This window comes from Psychrobacter sp. T6-1 (assembly GCF_052258445.1).
In genome coordinates this window covers 1-2041 of the sequence record NZ_JBQQFC010000378.1, presented here as the reverse complement: position 1 = coordinate 2041, position 2041 = coordinate 1, and the positions used below count along the sequence as shown (strand labels likewise).

Below are 2041 nucleotides of genomic sequence, written 5' to 3'. Positions count from 1 at the left end.
ATCAGCCGTTTGTACTTTTTGGTGGGATGAATGTCCTTGAATCAAAAGAGATGGCGTTTGAGATCGCTGAACAATACGTCGAGATATGTGAGCGTCTGGGCATCGGCTATGTGTTTAAAGCCAGCTTTGATAAAGCCAATCGCTCAAGCCTACACTCATATCGAGGCCCGGGGCTCGAGAAGGGTATCGATTGGCTAGGACAAATCAAAGAGAAGTTTCAAGTGCCGATTATTACTGATGTGCACGAGCCGTATCAAGCGCAGCCCGTCGCTGAGGTATCTGATATTATCCAGCTGCCTGCGTTTTTATCCCGTCAGACGGATCTGGTGGAGTCTATGGCAAAGACAGGCGCGATTATCAATATCAAAAAAGCACAGTTCTTAGCGCCGCATGAGATGCGTCATATTATGAATAAGTGCTTAGAGGCGGGCAACGACACCCTCATCTTATGTGAGCGTGGAAGTGCTTTTGGCTATAATAATCTGGTTGTCGACATGCTCGGCTTTGATACGATGAAGCAGATGAATGTGCCAGTGTTCTTTGATGTGACGCATAGCTTACAGCAGCCAGGCGCTCGTAGTGATAGCGCAGGCGGGCGCCGCGAGCAAATAACGACGCTTGCGCGTGCTGGCATGGCAACGGGACTAGCAGGACTGTTTTTGGAAGCGCATCCTAATCCAGAAACTGCGAAGTGTGATGGCCCCTGCGCGCTCAGAACCAGTCAGCTTGAACCTTTTTTAAGCCAGCTCAAGCAGATCGATGATCTGGTAAAAAGCTTTGCGGTGTTAGATACTCATTAAACAAGGGTGAGAGCAACAGAGTAGCTAATTTTGTAATAAAAGGATAAGGCAATGGCGATTAAGATGGCAAAGGTCAGCATTGAGAATATCGATGATGCTGAGGGTTTGGATAGTGTGATGACTGCGCTACAGAATATAACTGGCGTCACTGCGGTAGAGCTTGATGCGGATACTAGCACAGCGCTTATCCGCTATGACGATACCGATACCAGCATTCATGCGTTCACCGCAGCGATCAGTATGGTTGATTATGTGACGCAGCCATTTCCAATTGACGCGCCGCAAAACCCTGACAATTAAGTTTTAATCATGAGTAGTCGCGAACTTCTTTACCAAACTGAGTTGATGTTGGCGCCGATATCGCTTAGGGTATAAAGGTATCAGCATATAATGAGATGTTATTTCTAATTAAATAAAAAAGGAGCCTAGCATGGCACATCAAACTCGAATTATTAAAATTGACGGTATGACCTGTGACAAATGCGTAGAGAGTGTACACGGCGTGACCACTGAGCTTGAAGGTCTCATCAGCATGACGGTTGAGCTACCAACCAATCAGGCGACGGTTACTTTCGATGATACTATGACCAGCGCTGAAGATATTGCTTCGGTCATTACTGAAGGCGGTTTTGATGCCGAAGTCGCTAACTCATAATTTGAGAGTACGATCTCAAAACCAGCTATTATGGCTGGTTTTTTTAATGGCAGTCTCATTACTGAGTGGTAGCAAGGCTATTCACTACTGATAACCGTTTAATCACTTGCATTAGCGGTAATAGCAACCATCTCATTACTATAGTATGTTTTTTAGTATAATAAAATGCATTGCTAAAAATTGTATCCCTATCCATCGTATTTTGAGTTTTATCTATGACTGATTCTAGCGCCGCGACTGATTCTAACTATGATGCTGATACTGCTAACAAGGTTAGCAATGAGGTTAACACCGATGTTGAGTCAAACACTCAGCAAGCGCCGCAACGTGCGCATTTGCAATTGGCGATTGACGGTATGTCGTGCCAAGCCTGTGCCTCGCGTATTGAAAAGGTACTCAATAAAAAGCCCTCTATCTATGAGGTGAGCGTCAACTTCGCAGGTGAGACTGCCAATGTTGACTACAACCCTATTGAGACCACACCAGAGCAAGTCACAGAGTGGGTCAACAAGACAGGCTTTGTCGCCAACCTGCAAGCTGGTGACTCGCTGTTTGCGCAAAACGATGAGGATACGGCAACCAAAAG

At 45.7% G+C, this 2041-nt stretch carries 4 protein-coding genes; all 4 read left to right on the top strand.

The annotated features are described in order from the left end of the window. On the top strand, nucleotides 1-800 hold an 800-nt coding region (gene kdsA / locus ACTXGO_RS12975), incomplete at its 5' end, for a 3-deoxy-8-phosphooctulonate synthase (RefSeq protein WP_443574817.1). A gap of 51 nt (nucleotides 801-851) precedes the next feature. Further along, nucleotides 852-1100 carry a heavy-metal-associated domain-containing protein gene (locus ACTXGO_RS12970; RefSeq protein WP_443542038.1) on the top strand — a complete coding sequence of 83 codons (249 nt, stop codon included), beginning with the start codon at nucleotides 852-854 and terminating at the stop codon, nucleotides 1098-1100. Nucleotides 1101-1230: 130 nt separating this feature from the next. Then, on the top strand, nucleotides 1231-1455 hold the full coding sequence (locus tag ACTXGO_RS12965; protein ID WP_443542036.1) for a heavy-metal-associated domain-containing protein: 225 nt from the start codon (nucleotides 1231-1233) through the stop codon (nucleotides 1453-1455). A gap of 215 nt (nucleotides 1456-1670) precedes the next feature. Next, nucleotides 1671-2041 (top strand): cation transporter (locus ACTXGO_RS12960; RefSeq protein WP_443574816.1); only part of this gene is annotated, 371 nt, incomplete at its 3' end.

Excerpts from the sequence above, each read along its gene's own strand:
- ACTXGO_RS12970 (WP_443542038.1), top strand. The coding sequence starts at position 852 with ATGGCGATTAAGATGGCAAAGGTCAGCATTGAGAATATCGATGATGCT.
- ACTXGO_RS12965 (WP_443542036.1), top strand. The coding sequence starts at position 1,231 with ATGGCACATCAAACTCGAATTATTAAAATTGACGGTATGACCTGTGAC.